General features: G+C 61.2%; 8 protein-coding genes and 4 pseudogenes. 3 read left to right on the plus strand and 9 right to left on the minus strand.

Features of this window, described 5'->3' with window-relative positions; all coding sequences use genetic code 11:
- Window positions 1-31 precede the first annotated feature (31 nt).
- From AB4N76_RS05445 to kdpF, 6 genes and pseudogenes are all read right to left on the minus strand, one after another.
- The gene (locus AB4N76_RS05445) at window positions 32-721 is read right to left on the minus strand and encodes a response regulator (protein WP_046031781.1); all 690 of its coding nucleotides are present in this window, start codon (window positions 719-721) and stop codon (window positions 32-34) included.
- 49 nt (window positions 722-770) lie between these two features.
- A pseudogene (locus AB4N76_RS05450) lies at window positions 771-3423 on the minus strand (DUF4118 domain-containing protein).
- A 130-nt stretch (window positions 3424-3553) separates the two neighbouring features.
- Window positions 3554-4099 (minus strand): potassium-transporting ATPase subunit KdpC, encoded by a 546-nt coding sequence (kdpC, locus tag AB4N76_RS05455; protein ID WP_460164245.1) that lies wholly within the window; start codon window positions 4097-4099, stop codon window positions 3554-3556.
- Between the two features lie 144 nt (window positions 4100-4243).
- Window positions 4244-6300: pseudogene (gene kdpB / locus AB4N76_RS05460) on the minus strand (potassium-transporting ATPase subunit KdpB).
- Window positions 6301-6310: 10 nt separating this feature from the next.
- A complete protein-coding gene (gene kdpA / locus AB4N76_RS05465; RefSeq protein ID WP_223522758.1) occupies window positions 6311-8005 on the minus strand; it encodes a potassium-transporting ATPase subunit KdpA in 1695 nt (564 codons plus the stop codon).
- 8 nt (window positions 8006-8013) lie between these two features.
- The gene (gene kdpF / locus AB4N76_RS05470; RefSeq protein WP_007899818.1) at window positions 8014-8103 is read right to left on the minus strand and encodes a K(+)-transporting ATPase subunit F; all 90 of its coding nucleotides are present in this window, start codon (window positions 8101-8103) and stop codon (window positions 8014-8016) included.
- 425 nt (window positions 8104-8528) lie between these two features.
- On the opposite strand from kdpF, the gene eat reads away from it, so the two are divergent.
- Window positions 8529-9893, plus strand: coding sequence for an ethanolamine permease (eat, locus tag AB4N76_RS05475; RefSeq protein ID WP_077431590.1), 1365 nt, complete (start codon window positions 8529-8531; stop codon window positions 9891-9893).
- Between the two features lie 124 nt (window positions 9894-10017).
- Window positions 10018-10185: a DUF2897 family protein gene (locus tag AB4N76_RS05480; RefSeq protein WP_077431589.1), complete on the plus strand. Its 168-nt coding sequence runs from the start codon at window positions 10018-10020 to the stop codon at window positions 10183-10185.
- A gap of 45 nt (window positions 10186-10230) precedes the next feature.
- Here the strand turns inward: AB4N76_RS05480 and AB4N76_RS05485 are convergent, their stop codons facing one another.
- Window positions 10231-11082 carry an urea carboxylase-associated family protein gene (locus tag AB4N76_RS05485; protein ID WP_046031775.1) on the minus strand — a complete coding sequence of 284 codons (852 nt, stop codon included), beginning with the start codon at window positions 11080-11082 and terminating at the stop codon, window positions 10231-10233.
- A 15-nt stretch (window positions 11083-11097) separates the two neighbouring features.
- Window positions 11098-11752 (minus strand): annotated as a pseudogene (locus tag AB4N76_RS05490) (GntR family transcriptional regulator).
- 175 nt (window positions 11753-11927) lie between these two features.
- Between AB4N76_RS05490 and AB4N76_RS05495 the strand changes: the two are divergent.
- Window positions 11928-12485, plus strand: a complete 558-nt coding sequence (locus AB4N76_RS05495) for a TetR/AcrR family transcriptional regulator (protein WP_077431588.1) — start codon at window positions 11928-11930, stop codon at window positions 12483-12485.
- Here AB4N76_RS05495 and fabF read toward each other — a convergent pair.
- Window positions 12482-13754: pseudogene (gene fabF / locus AB4N76_RS05500) on the minus strand (beta-ketoacyl-ACP synthase II). The gene AB4N76_RS05495 and the pseudogene fabF sit on opposite strands and share 4 nt — an antisense overlap.
- Window positions 13755-13775 lie beyond the last annotated feature (21 nt).

A 13775-nucleotide genomic window follows, 5' to 3' on the forward strand; every position in this document is an offset into this window, starting at 1 on the left:
TTCTCACGCGCTGCGTGGGAACGATCAGCGATCAGGTATCAAGCAACCGATACCCAACCCCCGCCTCGGTCACGATAAACCGCGGTTGTGTTGGATCATCCGCCAGCTTCTGGCGTAAATGCCCCACCACAATCCGCAGGTAATGACTGTCCTCGGTATGGGTCGGCCCCCAGATATCCTTGAGTAACTGCTGCTGCGTAATCACCCGCCCCGGATGTCGCGCCAGCTGCGCCAGCACTGCGTACTCCTTGCGGGTCAACGCGACTTCGCTGCCATCGAGCAGCACCCGTCGATACGCCAGGTCTACGGTCAACGGGCCGAACGTCAACGCCGCTTGCTGAGCCTCCCCGACCGGTGCCTGACGCAACAAGGCGCGCACCCGTGCCAGAAACTCTTGAATACCAAACGGCTTGGTCACGTAGTCATTGGCACCGCCATCCAGTGCCTCGACTTTCTGCCCTTCACTGGCGCGTACCGACAGCACCAGCACCGGCACTGTCGACCATTCGCGAAACTCGCGCAGCACTTGCTGGCCGTCCATGTCGGGCAGACCGAGGTCGAGTACCAGCAAGTCCGGTTTGTTCAGCGCGGCTTGCGCCAGGCCTTCGGTGCCGGTGCCGGCTTCCAGCACTTTATAGCCTTGGGAGACCAGGCTGATACGCAGGAATTTACGGATTTGCGGCTCATCGTCGATGACCAAAATGGTCGCGGTCTGGCTCATGGTTTCTGATCACGGCGTGAAGATGTCCAAAGGGTATCAGGCTTCACTTTCATCGCTCACCCTCAAATGCAGGCTGTTCCTGCAACGGCAAGTGAAGGGTGATGCAGGTCCCACGCCCATCGATGCCATCGCCGACGCTGATGCGCCCACCATGCGCTCCCACCATCCCCTGACAAATCGCCAGCCCCAGCCCGGTGCCCTGCCCGCCCCGATCACCGCGCGCGGCGGTGTAGAACATGTCGAAAATCTTCGCCCGCTCTTCCTGCGGAATCCCCGGCCCTTCATCACTCACCGAGAAAAACAGCTCACTGTCGTCGGCCCCGGCGCGCAACTGCAAACGCCCATGCGCCGGTGAAAATCGTGCAGCGTTTTCCAATACGTTGACCAGTGCCTGTTCGATCAGCGCCGCGTGGACGAACAGCAATGGCAACTCTGCCGGCACTTCAGTGCTGACCTGCAATGGCGTCAGCACTGCGCGCAGTCGATTGAGCGAACTGCCGACAATGTCGGCCGGTGACACCCAATCGCGCGCCAGTTTCAGCGCGCCGTGACCGAGGCGGGTCATGTCCAGCAAGTTCTGGATATAGCGATCCAGGCGCTCGGCTTCGTCGCGGGTGCCTTCGAGCAATTCCTGGCGATCCTCCAGTGGAATGGCTTCACCGAGGGCCAACAGGCTGTCGATGCTACCGCGCATGGACGTCAGCGGTGTGCGCAAATCGTGGGACACCGAGGCCAACAGCGCACTGCGCAGTTGCTCGGTTTCGCCATGCAGTCGCGCCGCTTCGAGGTCCTCGGCCAGTTGCGCACGGGCCAGCGCCTGCGCCAGCGGCTGGCTCAACGCGGTCAACAAACGCCGACGTTGGCCACTTAAAGTCTGGCCTTCTTTGGCGCACACGCCGAGCAACGCCAACGGCCCGTCTTCCACCGACAACGGCCACCACCACCAACGCCCCATTGGCAATGTTCCGGTGCCTGCACCGGCGGGTTGATCGTGCTGCCAGGCCCAATCGGCGGCCGCGCGCTCGGCTTCGGAAAACTCCAGCGGGCCGCCGGTTTCAACTTTCCAGCCACCCTGCCCGTCTTGATTGAGCAGGCACAATTGCAGATCACTCCAGCCATTGAGGTGTTGTGCGGCGGCACTGACCACGGCTTGGCGGTCAGTGGCGGCGGTCAGCTTGCGCGACAGGTCGAGCAGTTCGGTGGTCTCTTCCTGAGTGTCACGCAGCGCCTGCAATTGCCGCCGTTGCCGGGCCGCGAGGTTGCCGGTAAGCGCCGCCATCAACAGGAAGAACAGCAACGTCAGCACGTCTTCTTCGCGCTGGATGCTGAAGGAAAAGTTCGGTGGTATGAACAGGAAGTCATAGGTCAAAAACGACAGCGCCGCACAGGCCAGCGCCGGGCCGAGGCTGCTGCGCACCGCCACCAGCAATACGGCGGCGAGAAACACCAGCGAGATATTGGGCAGCGGCAAAACACTCGCCACACCCCAGGCCAAGGCGCTGGCCAACACCGTCGCCACCATCGCCAGCGCGTAGTCGAACCACACCAGCGTCTGCGCCGACCGCTGGCGCGGCTGATGCGGTGTGTGAGCACTGTCGAGGACGTTGATTTCCAGCCCGCGCGCATCACGCAGCAGGCGTGACGCCAAGCCGCCGCCGAACAACCGCCGACGTAAACGTTGCCGGGACTGGCCAACCAACACCAGGCTGGCGCGGCGTTCGGCGGCGTGCTGGATCAGCGTTTTTGCGACCTCGCCTGCCCGCAACAACACCACCTCGCCCCCGAGGCGTTCGGCCAATTGCTGGGCGCTTTGCAGACGCAGGCGCGATTGCTCGTCGCGCACGCTGCCGTTGTCGACATGCACCAGGCTCCACGGTAAATGCCGGCGCTGGGCAACGCGGCTGGCGTGGCGCACCAGGCGCTCGGCCTGTGCATCGCCATCGACGCCGACCAATAATCGCCCACGCACCGCTGGCGCCGCCTGACCGAGTTGGCGATAACCCTGGGCCAGGTCGTTGTCGACCTGGGCGGCGGCGGTTTGCATCGCCATTTCGCGCAGGGCGGTCAGGTTGGTCTGGGTAAAAAACGCATCGATGGCCGCTCGCGCCTGCTCCGGCACGTAGACTTTGCCGTCACGCAAGCGCTCAAGCAGCTCGCGCGGAGGCAGGTCGATCAGCAGCAGTTCGTAGGCCTCTTGCAGCACCCAGTCCGGCAGGGTTTCACGAACCTGTACGCCGGTGATGCCACGGACCTGGTCATTGAGACTTTCGAGGTGCTGGACGTTGACCGTGGTGAAGACATCGATGCCGGCGGCGAGCAATTCCTGAATGTCTTGCCAGCGTTTGGTATGGCGGCTGCCGGGGGCGTTGCTGTGGGCCAGCTCATCGACCAGCACCAGTTTCGGTTTGGCAGCGAGCAAACCGTCGAGGTCCATTTCTTCGAGCATCACCCCACGGTATTCCGAGCGCACCAACGGCTGCTGCGGCAAACCGCCGAGCAGCGCTTCGGTTTCGGCGCGGCCATGGGTTTCGACCACACCGGCCATGACCTTCACACCCTGGCGCAATTGAGTGTGTGCCGCTTGCAGCATGGCGTAGGTTTTGCCGACCCCGGGCGCGGCGCCGAGGAAGACCTTGAGCCGGCCTCGACCATCGCGGGGCAGGTCTGCTAACAGCACGGTCGGCGCGGCCGGAGTCACTCATGCTTGCTCTCTTTATTCAGGTGTTGATGGGGTGACCTTTCTACCGTCATCGCGGGCAAGCCCGCTCCCACAAAAAGGGTATACATTCCAATGTGGGAGCGGGCTTGCCTGCGATTGACAGCGCCACCGATTTACAACTTTTCCAGCGCAATATTCAGCGCCAACACGTTCACCACCGGCGGCCCCACCAACGGCTGTTCAATGTGCGCGTCCAACAATTGTTGCAGCGTAGACACCGGCAGATTACGCGCTGCGGCAACTCGCGCCAGTTGATAGGCAATCGCGGCCGGTGGCAAGTGCGGATCGAGGCCGCTGCCCGAGGTGGTCAACAAGGCCAACGGTACGGGTCCCTGCCCTGGCACCAGAAGCTTGTTGGCCTCGTCGATCACCCGAGTGGCCAGCGCCGGATTGCTCGGCGACAGGTTGCTGGCGCCGCTCGACACCGTGGCAAAGGCACCGGCCGATGGACGCGGGTGGAACCAGGCGTCACCGACAAAGTCCTGGGCAATCAGCGACGAACCCCGGACCTTGCCGTCGGCATCGCGCACCAGACTGCCATTGGCTTGATCCGGGAACGCGACCTGCGCGACGCCGGTGACAACCAATGGGTAGGCAACGCCGGCAATCAGGGTCATCAGCACCAGCAGGCTCAAGGCCGGACGTATCATTGTGGTCATTTCAAAATCCTCGAATTCGCAGAACAAATACAACGTTCAGTCAGGTGCACCGAGGTGCATTCATCGCGAGCAAGCTTTGCTCCTACGGGTTGGCGTCGCAGGTGCAAGGCTTGCTCGCGATCGAGCGCGAAGCGCTCGCCACGGTCAAACCAGATGCAACGCCGTCAGCAGCATGTCGATCGCCTTGATGCCCACGAACGGCACCACGATCCCGCCCAGCCCATAAATCAGCAGATTGCGTCGCAGCAACGCCGCCGCACTGGCCGCCTGCACGCGTACGCCGCGCAATGCCAGAGGAATCAGCACCACGATGATCAGGGCGTTGAATACGATGGCCGACAGAATCGCGCTCTGCGGACTGGTCAGGTGCATGACGTTCAGCACACCCAGTTGCGGATAGATCGAGGCAAACAGCGCCGGCAAAATCGCGAAGTATTTGGCCACGTCGTTGGCAATGGAAAACGTCGTCAGCGCACCGCGCGTCACCAGCAATTCCATGCCGATCTGCACCACGTCCAGCAGCTTGGTCGGGTCGCTGTCGAGGTCGACCATATTCGCCGCTTCGCGCGCCGCTTGTGTGCCGTCGTTCATCGCCATACCAACGTCCGCCTGGGCCAAGGCCGGGGCGTCGTTGGCACCGTCACCGCACATGGCGACCAGGCGACCGTCGTTTTGCTCATGGCGGATTCGCGCGAGTTTTTCTCCGGTGTGGCTTCGGCCAACACGTCATCGACGCCTGCTTCGGCGGCAATCGCGGCGGCGGTCAGCGGGTTGTCGCCGGTCACCATGACCGTGCGAATCCCCAGTTTGCGCAGCTCGGCGAAACGCTCACGGATGCCGGGTTTAACCACGTCTTTGAGGTGAATCACCCCGAGCAATTTACCGTCGGCACAGACCAGCAACGGGGTGCCGCCGCTCTGCGCGATTTTGTCGATTTCCCGGGACAGCGGCGCGGCCAGGTCGGCGCGTTTCAGACCGAGGAACGCCAGCAGCGAATCCACCGCGCCCTTGCGATACACGCGGCCCTGATAGTCGACACCGGACAAGCGGGTTTCAGCGCTGAACGGTACGGCCGTCAGCAATTCGGTGGCGGGTTCAGGTTGAGGCTGAGTGCCGCGCAGGTACTCGACGATGGATTTACCTTCGGCCGTGTCATCGGCCAGCGAGGCGAACAACGCGCCCTCGGCCAGTTCCCTGGCGTTGACACCCGGTGCCGGATGCACCGCCGTGCAACGACGGTTGCCGAAGGTGATGGTGCCGGTCTTGTCCAGCAACAGGACGTGCACGTCCCCCGCCGCTTCCACGGCCCGACCGGACTTGGCGATCACGTTCAAGCGCACCAGACGGTCCATCCCGGCGATGCCGATGGCGGACAGCAAACCGCCAATGGTGGTCGGGATCAGCGTGACCAATAACGCCACGAGGAATACCAGCGGCAGGCTGCCATTGGCAAAGTGGGCGAACGGTTGCAGGGTGACGACCACCAGCAGAAAGATCAGGGTCAGGCCGATCAGCAAAATATCGAGCGCGACTTCGTTGGGTGTCTTCTGGCGTTTGGCGCCTTCGACCAACGCGATCATACGGTCCAGCGTCGACTCGCCGGGGTTGGCAGTGATCTTCACCAGCAACCAGTCGGACACCAGGCGAGTGTTGCCGGTGACGGCCGAGCGGTCACCCCCGGACTCACGAATCACCGGTGCGGATTCACCGGTAATCGCCGCTTCGTTGACTGCCGCGATGCCTTCAATGACCTCGCCGTCACCGGGGATCATTTCCCCCGCTTCGACGCGCACCACATCGCCCTTGCGCAGATTCGTGGCCGGCACGACCTGGAATGTGCCGTTGCTGGTTTTACGACGGGCGCTCAAGCCTTCGCTGCCGGCCTTGAGGCTGTCGGCGCGGGCCTTGCCGCGACCTTCGGCCAAGGCTTCGGCGAAGTTGGCGAATAGCACGGTGAACCACAGCCACAAGGCGATTTGCGCGGCGACAAAGGTCGGCACGCTGCTGTCGGGAATGAAGCACAGCACAGTGGTCAGGATGGCCGTCAGTTCGACCACCAGCATCACCGGCGCACGCTGCAATTGGCGTGGGTCGAGCTTGACGAAGGCTTGCACCAGCGCCGGCCGCCAGAGGGCCGAGATTGCGGTTTTCGGTTGTTCCGGCGCCTTGACGGCAGCGGCTTTAGTTGCGGGCATATTCATCATTGATTCCTCAGAAGCCCAAGCTCAAGTGTTCGGCAATCGGACCCAGCGCCAACGTCGGCAAGAAGGTCAAACCACCCACGAGCAAAATGGTCACGGTCAACAACGTCACAAACAGCGGGCCATGGGTCGGGAAGCTGTTCGGGCCGATCGGTGCGGATTTCTTCATCGCCAGGCTGCCGGCCAGGGCCAGTACCGGGAGGATGTAACCGAAGCGACCGATCAACATGCCAAGCCCCAGCATCAGGTTGTGGAACGGGGTGTTGGCGCCGAAGCCACCGAACGCAGAACCGTTGTTGGCGCTGGCCGAGGTGTAGGCGTAAAGCAATTGGCTGAAACCGTGCGGACCGGGGTTGCTGACGGCGGCGACAGGACCGGGCAGGCTCGCCGCAATCGCGCCGAGCACCAGCACGCCGACCGGCATCACCAGCAACGTCACCACCAGCAACTGCACTTCTTTGGCTTGCAGTTTCTTGCCGAGGTATTCCGGCGTGCGCCCGATCATCAGGCCGGCGAGGAACACCGCGATCAACACGTTCAGCAACATGCCGTAGAGGCCAGCGCCGACACCGCCGAAGATCACTTCGCCGACCATCATGTTGACCAGCGCGACCATGCCGCTCAGCGGGTTAAGGCTGTCATGCATGCCGTTGACCGAACCGTTGGACGCCGCCGTGGTGGTCACTGACCACAGCACTGTGGCGGTAGTGCCGAAACGCGCTTCCTTGCCTTCCAGCGGCGCGGTCTGTTCGACGGCGACGTTGTTCAGCGCAGGGTTAGGTTGGTACTCGGCCCACAGCGAAGTCGCGCCGCCAATCAGGAACAGGGCCAGCATGCAGGCGATGATCGCGCGGCTCTGACGCAAGTCTTTGACGTAGTGGCCGAAGGTGAATACCAGCGCGACCGGGATCAGGATGATCGAGCCCACTTCGAACAAGTTGCTCCACGCCGTCGGGTTCTCGAACGGGTGCGCCGAGTTGACGCCGAAGAAGCCGCCACCGTTGGTGCCCAGTTGCTTGATCGCAATCTGGCTGGCGGCAGGACCGAGTGGGATCACCTGATCGACACCTTGCATCGTCACGGCATTCACGTACTGAGCGAAGGTTTGCGGCACGCCCTGCCAGACCAGGTACAGCGCCAGCAGCAGGCACAGCGGCAACAAGCCGTAGAGGGTGGCGCGGGTCATGTCGACCCAGAAGTTGCCCAGGGTCTTGGTCGACTTGCGACCAATACCGCGACACAGCGCAACCAATACCGCCAGGCCGGTGGCGGCGCTGACGAAGTTCTGCACGGTGAGGCCGGCCATCTGACTCAAGTAACTCAGGGACGCTTCACCGCTGTAGGCCTGCCAGTTGGTGTTGGTCATGAAGCTGATGGCGGTGTTGAACGCCAATGTCCACTCCTGACCCGGCAGGTTTTGCGGGTTCAGCGGCAGGTGATCCTGGAACAACAGGATCGCAAACAACAGCAAGAAGCCCGCAAGATTGAAGGCGAGCAAGGCCAGCGTGTATTTCTGCCAGCTCTGTTCAGCCTGCGGATCAACGCCGGCCACGCGATAACAGCCGCGCTCCACCGGCCCGAGAATCGGTGTCAGCCACGTGCGCTGACCTTCCATTACCTTGTAGTAGAAGCGCCCTAGAAACGGCGCCGGGACCAATACCACCGCGAAAAACGCGAGGATCAGCCAATAGTCATAACTGTGCATAGCCGCTCCTAGTTCCGGTCCGCGCGCAACAGCGCAACCAACAGATAAATGAACAGCCCCACTGCCAGTAGCAGTGACACTCCGTCCAGAACGCTCATGGAAGTTCTCCGTGTTACGGCGTATTGCCGCGTGTGGAGTCATTGTCGGAAGGAAGGCTGTAAAGGAACGAGATCGAGGGTGTGTGCGGGGCATAAAGAAAGCGTAAAGAGTGGGTTTATGGGTTTGTTACAGGCCGTTTTTTCGGTGTCTCGACGGGCCTCATCGCGGGCAAGCCCGGCTCCCACAGGTTCAGCGGTGGAAACAGATGATGCGGTTGGCACAAATCCTGTGGGAGCCGGGCTTGCCCGCGATGGCGGCAGTTCTAACAACATCGCACCCAACTAGCGCATAAAAATGCCCCCATCCAGCTGCGAACATCCCCGATACGACACCTTTTTGCGCTTTACGACTGCAATCACAACACTGGCACGCCCGCTGCACACGCCCTCCCCCGAGCATTCCAAACCGTTCAGGGAGCAAGCGCATGAACACACAACTCAAACCCACGCTGGGCACGTTGCACCTGTGGGGCATTGCCGTCGGGCTGGTGATTTCCGGCGAGTACTTTGGCTGGAGTTACGGCTGGGGCGTGGCGGGGACATTGGGCTTTCTGGTGACTTCTTTTATGGTCGCCACCATGTACACCTGCTTCATCTTCAGCTTCACCGAACTGACCACGGCGATTCCCCATGCCGGCGGCCCGTTTGCCTACAGTCGTCGCGCCTTTGGTGAAAAAGGCGGATTGATCGCCGGGCTGGCGACGCTGATCGAATTCGTCTTCGCGCCGCCAGCGATTGCCTTGGCGATTGGTGCGTATCTGAACGTGCAATTCCCGGCCCTGGACCCTAAGCACGCAGCGGTCGGCGCGTACATTGTGTTCATGGGCCTGAACATTCTCGGGGTGAAGCTCGCGGCCACCTTCGAGCTGGTCGTCTGCGTATTGGCCGTGGCAGAACTGCTGGTGTTCATGGGTGTGGTCGCCCCGGCGTTCAGCTTCAGTAACTTCGCGTTGAATGGCTGGGCCGGTTCCGACGTGTTTGGCGCCCCGGCAATAGCCGGGATGTTCGCGGCAATCCCTTTCGCCATCTGGTTCTTTCTCGCCATCGAAGGCGCGGCCATGGCGGCCGAAGAAGCCAAGGACCCGAAACGCACGATTCCAAAAGCCTACATCAGCGGCATTCTGACCCTGGTATTGCTGGCCATGGGCGTGATGTTCTTTGCTGGCGGCGTGGGTGACTGGCGCACCCTGTCGAACATCAACGATCCACTGCCGCAAGCCATGAAAACCGTGGTCGGCGAAAGCTCCGGGTGGTTGCACATGCTGGTGTGGATCGGCCTGTTCGGCCTGGTGGCCAGTTTCCACGGGATCATTCTCGGCTACTCGCGGCAGTTCTTCGCGTTGGCCCGGGCCGGTTATCTGCCGGCCTCCCTGGCCAAACTGTCGCGTTTCCAGACCCCGCATCGAGCCATTATCGTGGGCGGCGTGATCGGAATCGCCGCGATTTACAGCGATGGCCTGATCAACCTCGGTGGCATGACGCTGACCGCGGCGATGATCACCATGGCGGTGTTCGGCGCGATCGTGATGTACATCATGAGCATGCTCAGCCTGTTCAAGTTGCGTAAAACCGAACCGAACCTGGAACGCACTTTCCGCGCGCCGTGCTATCCGCTGGTGCCGATGATCGCGTTGTTGCTGGCAGTGGTCTGCCTGGTGGCGATGGCCTGGTTCAACACCTTGATCGGGCTGATTTTCCTCGGCTTCATGGCGGTGGGTTTCGTGTACTTCCTGATGACCGCGCAGTTGCGCGCGGATGCACCGGCGGACGCCATGTTGACCGGGCTATAAACGGCGCAGGTGCACTGGCCAGATCAGGCATAGAATGGAACCACGGCGAAACCTCATCGCTCAAAGTGGTATGCACGATCGATTGACGATCTCCGCCAATCGGCCTGCCCTCAAGGAGAGCCCTATGCCCTGGTATGCCTGGTTGATTCTGATCGTTGCCATCGGCTCGATCGTTGGCGGATTGATGATGTTGCGCGACACCGCCAACAAGGTCGAACTGAGCGACGAACAACGTAAACGCGTCGCTGAACGCAATGCGGAAATGGATGCCAAGGAAGCGCAGGACCGTTAAACCAAAAACCCTGTCATTCTCAGTGAATGACAGGGTTTTACGTGCCTACTGCTCCCAATCGGCCTTGGCGATGTGCAAGCCATGCAGCCCCTTGTAGGCCGCACGCTCCGGCTGGCTCCAGCCTTGCAACAACGAATCCTCCAACCGATAAATCTCCACGCCCAGTGGCCGGCACACGGTCAGCGGATCCTGCGCATCCGGCCCCCACATGGCCAGCGACAGGTCACCGCCGGGGCAGGTCGAGAGTGCGCACAGCAAATCGATCTCGGCAAAAAACTCCAGATAATCGCCCTTCTGCGCCGGACAGGCTTTCATGAAGTACAGGTCGTCGTGGTTCAGGCCCGTGCACTGGAAAATATTCAGCACGTCGTGCACGTCGAACTCGGTCAGGCCATGGGGCAACACGGCGCGGGTCAGGTTGGAGTGGCAGTGATGATGAAAGTCCTCGCCAGTGAGCATTTTGTTCACATAAGGATCGCAGCGGGTGCCGAGTAAATCGTGCAAGCGCCCGCCATGTTCGTCGATGCCATAACTGGCCAGGCTGTCGTCGGTAATGGTCACCAAAGGGCGCAAAAAAGGCAGGTTCGACCAGAGCCGGTCATGGGTGCTGACGTGGGCACCTTGCAATTGACGGGTTCGCGCCGCCCACAAGCGCTCCCGTGGGTCGTGTGCATTCCACACATTGAAGTCTCCCACTTGCGGGCCCACCGGTGTGGTCACCCGAAACACATGCCCTGCCGGCACGTTCCAGGCGCGGCCGGTGCGGATGGGTACTTCGAACTGCTCAATCAGTGTGCGCCCCTCCTTTGCGTCACGAATCCGTTCGTAGAACGGCTTGTCCACCTGCAGTGCCGAGCCTTTGCTGACTTGATAGGCCGCCGGATAGTCTTTGTACATGGCACGAGTCCTCGATCAGTGATGGGATGAAGAGGCAAGCATTTGCAACAGGAGGTGTTCGGAGTCGTCGAGATAAAGGCTCATGGCCTCCATCGCCGCACGCTGGTCGCCTTCGGCCAACAATTGATGGATCTGCTGGTCACGCGCAAGCCAAAGGTGATTGAAAACGCGACTCATCGGGGGCGACGAAAAACACCAGGCGCAATTGCGCGACAACGTTGGTGAAGAACTCATCGAATAGTGGACTGCGCAACAACCCGACAATGTGTTGATGAAACGCCAGGCTGTGGGTGCCGACCGCACGCCAGTCCTCGCGCTCCCTGGCCAATTCAGTAGCTTCAAGGGCCAGGAGCATTTGGTCGGACTGGTCATCGCCCAACGGCTGACTGACGTTGATGGCCTGTAACTCCAGAGTGCGACGGACCTTGAACAGGTCCACCACATCCTTGACACCGAGCCTGCGCACCCTCACACCTTTGTTGCGTACATACACGGTCAACCCTTCCTGCCCCAACCGATGCAAGGCTTCGCGGATCGTGTTGCGGGACGCGCTGTAGGCAAGCACAAGATCGTTTTCGACCAATGCCATGCCGGGTAGCAAACGACCGCCAATGATGTCGGCGCGCAATTCCAATGTGATCTGGTCGGCCAGGGACTGTCCGTTGCTCATGCTCTTCGCCCTTGATTGTTCAACAATCTCCAGTTACCGAGTAATCACTATTCATGCCATGTTTTTGTCGCACTCAGGACGGAGTTGGACGCATCTGCATGCTTTTTAGAAGTAGAAGTACAGTCACCATTCAATTTTCATTGGTTAAGATGGCGCATTGTTGCGGAGATTTCACATGCGTTACTCGCAGGACCATAAAGCCCAGACCCACAAACGCATCATCAAGGAAGCTTCGGCGCGATTTCGTCGTGACGGTATTGGTGCGACTGGCCTGCAACCACTCATGAAAGCGCTGGGGTTGACTCACGGCGGTTTTTATTCGCACTTCAAATCGAAAGACGAACTGGTGGAAAAGGCGCTCCAGGCCGCTGGCGATCAGGTCGACGTCAAATGTGCCGAGCTGTTTGCCCAGGATCGCCCGCTGGACGCCTTCATCGACGCTTACTTATCTGAATGGCACCAGACCTCACCTCAAGAAGGTTGCCCGTTGCCAACCATGTCGTCGGAACTTGGCTTGCGCGGGCAGCCGAGCCCGACCAGTGATGTGGTGCTCCACGCCCGGCTCGATCAAATCCAGGGAACCCTGGACCGAGATGACGCCGCCGACCACAGCATTGTCATCATGTCGACGCTGGTCGGGGCGCTTCTGCTATCGCGTAGTGTCGAGAATCCGGAACTGGCTCAGCGGATCCTCGACGTGACTCGCGCCTACCTCAAGCGATCACAGGATTAACCCTGCCAGCGCTTGAACAGCACACTGGCGTTGACTCCGCCAAACCCGAAACCGTTGGACAACGCATACTCGATCGCCATTGGCCGCGCCTGACCATGGACGATGTCCACGCCTTGAGCCGCCGGGTCCGGATTCTCGAAATTCAGGGTGGCCGGCACGATTTGATCGCGAATCGCCAATAACGTGAAAATCGCCTCAATCCCACCGGCCGCACCGAGCAAATGCCCCGTCGCCGACTTGGTCGATGTCACCGCCACCTTATTGTCAGAACCGAACAACGATTTGATCGCGGCCAACTCGCCGAGATCGCCAACCGGCGTCGAAGTTGCGTGTGCATTGAGATGCTGCACCTGAGACGGTGAAATCCCGGCCTGCGCCAACGCCAGCGACATCGCTCGGCGCGCACCATTGCCATCTTCGGGGCCTGCTGTCAGGTGAAAGGCGTCGGCACTGGTGCCGTAGCCGACTAACTCGGCTATTGGCTGCGCCCCGCGAGCCAAGGCATGCTCCAGCGATTCAATCACCAGAAGGCCCGCGCCCTCGCCCATCACAAAGCCGTCACGCCCACTGTCGAACGGCCGGGAAGCGCGCTCCGGGGTGTCGTTGTAACCGCTGGACAAGGCCCGCGCCGCCGCGAACCCGGCCAGACTGACCCGATCAATCGAAGCCTCGGCGCCGCCACACACGGCAATGTCCGCTTCACCACAACGAATCAACCGAGCGGCATCACCGATCGCTTGCACCCCGGCCGCACATGCCGTCACCGGGGCGCCCAGCGGGCCCTTGAATCCGTGCTGGATCGACACATGTCCCGCCGCGAGGTTGACCAGAAACGAAGGAATGGTGAAGGGCGACAATCGTCGTGGACCACGACTGTCGGTGGTACGCACCGCATCGGCAATGGCACCGAACCCACCGACACCCGAACCGATAATAGTGGCCGTGCGTTCCTGAGCTTGTGCTTCCAGCGCTTGCCAACCGGCTTGCTCCAACGCCTGGCGCGCGGCCTCCATGGCAAACAGAATGAAGCGGTCCATCTTCTTCTGCTCTTTGGGGGGTCGCTCGATCCGGGTCAAAACCCGCCTCGGCATCCTCCGCCAACGTCGGCACCACTCCGCCGACCTTCGCCGGCAGATCGGCGACCACCTCGTCCGGCAAATTTCGTAATCCCGAACGCCCAGCCAGCAGACGCTCCCAGACAGTCTCCACACCGCTACCCAGCGGAGACACCAGGCCCATGCCGGTTACAACTACTCGACGATCACTCATGCCGTTATTACCTCAAGCCGA

This window comes from Pseudomonas sp. S2_F03, from assembly GCF_054668335.1.

Bases quoted from the DNA above. Each gene is read 5' to 3' on its own strand.
- AB4N76_RS05445 (WP_046031781.1), bottom strand. From the start codon at position 721: ATGAGCCAGACCGCGACCATTTTGGTCATCGACGATGAGCCGCAAATC.
- kdpC (WP_460164245.1), bottom strand. From the start codon at position 4,099: ATGACCACAATGATACGTCCGGCCTTGAGCCTGCTGGTGCTGATGACC.
- kdpA (WP_223522758.1), bottom strand. From the start codon at position 8,005: ATGCACAGTTATGACTATTGGCTGATCCTCGCGTTTTTCGCGGTGGTA.
- kdpF (WP_007899818.1), bottom strand. From the start codon at position 8,103: ATGAGCGTTCTGGACGGAGTGTCACTGCTACTGGCAGTGGGGCTGTTC.
- eat (WP_077431590.1), top strand. From the start codon at position 8,529: ATGAACACACAACTCAAACCCACGCTGGGCACGTTGCACCTGTGGGGC.
- AB4N76_RS05480 (WP_077431589.1), top strand. From the start codon at position 10,018: ATGCCCTGGTATGCCTGGTTGATTCTGATCGTTGCCATCGGCTCGATC.
- AB4N76_RS05485 (WP_046031775.1), bottom strand. From the start codon at position 11,082: ATGTACAAAGACTATCCGGCGGCCTATCAAGTCAGCAAAGGCTCGGCA.
- AB4N76_RS05495 (WP_077431588.1), top strand. From the start codon at position 11,928: ATGCGTTACTCGCAGGACCATAAAGCCCAGACCCACAAACGCATCATC.